This window comes from Salinivibrio sp. IB868, from assembly GCF_001995655.1.
In the GTDB taxonomy this organism is placed as follows: domain Bacteria; phylum Pseudomonadota; class Gammaproteobacteria; order Enterobacterales; family Vibrionaceae; genus Salinivibrio; species Salinivibrio siamensis.
Genome location: NZ_MUEW01000025.1, coordinates 1 through 2,911, shown reverse-complemented (window position 1 = coordinate 2,911; position 2,911 = coordinate 1). Strand labels below are relative to the sequence as shown.

At 37.3% G+C, this 2,911-nt stretch carries 2 protein-coding genes and 1 pseudogene; all 3 read left to right on the top strand.

From position 1 onward, the window contains the following. Positions 1-727, top strand: a 727-nt coding sequence (locus BZG20_RS15805; protein WP_131825364.1) for a glycosyltransferase family 4 protein, incomplete at its 5' end; no start/stop codon positions are given. Positions 728-1,076: 349 nt separating this feature from the next. Next, positions 1,077-2,235, top strand: a pseudogene (locus BZG20_RS15800) (ISAs1 family transposase). Between the two features lie 74 nt (positions 2,236-2,309). Then, on the top strand, positions 2,310-2,911 hold a 602-nt coding region (locus BZG20_RS15795; RefSeq protein ID WP_131825363.1), incomplete at its 3' end, for a glycosyltransferase.

Below are 2,911 nucleotides of genomic sequence, written 5' to 3'. Positions count from 1 at the left end.
AAACATGATTGTGGCTATATCAAAGAAATTAGAGGAGCTAGCCTTGGATTTTGGAGCAAAAAATGTTTGGCTTAGACCTAATCCGGTTGACGAAGCTAGATTTTTCGTAGATTATGAAAATAGATTGAAATTTAGACATCAACTTACCAAATTTCATGAAAGCGATATAATACTTTGCCACGTAGCTAACTATATTGACAGAAAAAATCAACTATTTTCAGTTGAGTTGCTCGCAGCTTTACCAGACAAGTTCAAGCTTGTATTAGCGGGTCCGTTGAAGAATGAAGAAACAAATTACTTCAATAGGGTTAATGATAGAATTAAAGAGCTAGATTTGGAGGCGAGAGTAGAAGTTAAAACAGGTTTTGTGGAGAACTTTGATGAATATATTAAAGCTAGCGATGTCTTTTTGTTTCCTTCAAAATCTGAAGGTTTAGGAACTCCTCTTTTAGAGGCTCAGGCCTGTGGCATACCCGTCGTTAGCAATAAAATAGAGGGTATTTCCGACACAGTGATTCATTGGGGGCAGGGTGGGTTTTATCTTCCACTTATAGTAGATAAGTGGAAAGATGCTGTTTTAGATTCACTAGAAATTAGCAAATGGAACCTGATAGCTAATTCTAAAATAATCCTCGGGGAGTCTTCAACTAAAAAAATCGATAAACTGTATGTTGAAAAGGTTCAGAGTCTCCTGAATTCAAATCATAAGTCTAACACTTATGATTAAAARGGCCAGAGGAAGTAAACTGCTGTCATCGCCGATGTAAAACTGCTTTTGTTGATCAAGTTATTCACCTAACACACTGATCCCAATGGGATCACTCCCATCAATCAACTCGCTAGCTAACAGACACACCAAGCCTTATGACTTTGTTTATTTTTTTCACGTTGGTCCAGGGAAAACGCATGAAGATCCGCGGCATGTCTGGGGTGCGATTTAATGATTAAGTTTTCACTTAAGGCTAAAACTTTGCGTCATGCCATGTTTATTGATTAAAGTAAGTGAAAATAAGGGATAAATTTGTTGATCCTTTTTAGTGAGATTTAATGGTCTCCTAACGTTTAGGCGATTTAAAATGACAGAAGATAAAAGTCCATTTATGCATTTCGTTTCCATTAGAGATGTTCGCCAAGAAGGTAAAGTTGAACATACGTTATCAGATATTATTTTGATAAAAATTTGTGCGGTGTTGTCTGGACTCGATACCTGGAAAGGCATTAGTTATTATGGACGTAAGCAACGTGATTTTTATTACTTTTTGGCTTCTCAGGTAAAACATCTCCATCGTCAGATACGATCGCAAGAGTGATGGGAATCATGAGCACAGAAGCATTACAAAACGCTTTTATAGAATGGATGAAATTATGTCATGAACTAACAGATGGTGAAGTCATTGCTATTGATGGAAAAGCACTGAAAGGATCGTATAACAGAGCAACAGACCAAGCTGCTATTCATATGGTTAATGCAGTCGCAACCGCAAATGGTGTATGCCTCGGACAGTCAAAAGTAGACAGTAAGACGAACGAGATCACTGCGATCCCTAATCTACTAGAATTGCTCGATATTTCAGGTTGTTTGATTACCATTGATCCCATGGGTTGTCAGCGAAAAATCGCACAGAAAATCATCGATAAAAATGCTGATTACTTGCTTGCTGTTAAAGAAAATCAAGGCAGGTTAGTTGAAGCGTTTGATAATTATTACCGCCCCTCAATGCTTCAACATTTTGATGGCGATAGCTATTCATCACAAGAGAAATCGCATGGGCGTTTGGAAACACGATGTGCACTGATTAATACCGATTTAAGTGTATTAGGTGATTTGGCTTATGATTGGCCAGAATTAAAAACGATGGGCATCATGGTGAGTGTTCGAAAAAAAGGAAAACACGCTGAAGAATCAGATATCTCCGTGAGCTATTATATAAGCTCAAAAGCTCAAAAGCTCAAAAGCTCAAAAGCTCAAAAGCTCTGACAGCGAAAGAGTTACATGATGCCACTCGTTCGCATTGGTTAATTGAATCAATGCACTGGCAGCTGGATGCTGGATTAAAAGAGGATGCCTGCCGAATTGGGGTGGATGACCGAGCGGAAGTATTTGCACGAATAAGGAAAATGGTTTTGAATTTATTAAAGCAAAAGAAGAGTTTTAAAGCCGGGATTCAACGCAAGCGAATGATGAGCGCGATGGACCAAGAGTACTTGGCGACCGTGTTAGGAAGCCTTTCTTGACGCGGATGTTCATGCGTTTTCCGTGTGGATATTGGTAAGTTTACAGTGCTTCCATATTTTTATAAGGGACAAACTTGAAAGGTAAAAAAATTTGTATAGTTACTCCATCGTTCAATGGCGGAGGGGCTGAGCGTATTGCCATTAATCTGGCAAACTATTATGTTGATATGGGCTGGGATATCTCGATTATTGCATTTAATGCGAAAGGGCCTTATGCGAACCTAGTTTCAGAAAAGGTAAAAGTTATTGACTTAAAATCTAGAACACGTTATGTTTTTTTTAAACTATTAACAACTTTGAAAGAACAACAACCAGAATTAGTAGTTTCCATTATTCGTGATACTAACATATTTGTTGGTTTGTCGTCGCATTTTATAAAAACTAAAACTATATATCGCGAAGCAAATACAATGGATGCTATTAGATCTATGCCACTTTTAAAGAAAGGCTTATATCTTTTCTTAATGCGCCAATCCTATAAACGTGCAAGTAAAATCATAGCCAATTCGAATGATACAAAAAAAGACTTGCTGGAAAATAAGATTTGTTGCACTGAAAAGATAAAAGTCATCGGTAATCCCGTTCTAATACCTGATTTCGAATCTTTAATAGATAAAAAACTAAGACATCGGTGGCTTGGAAATTGTAAATATAAAACTATTTTGAATGTTGGTCG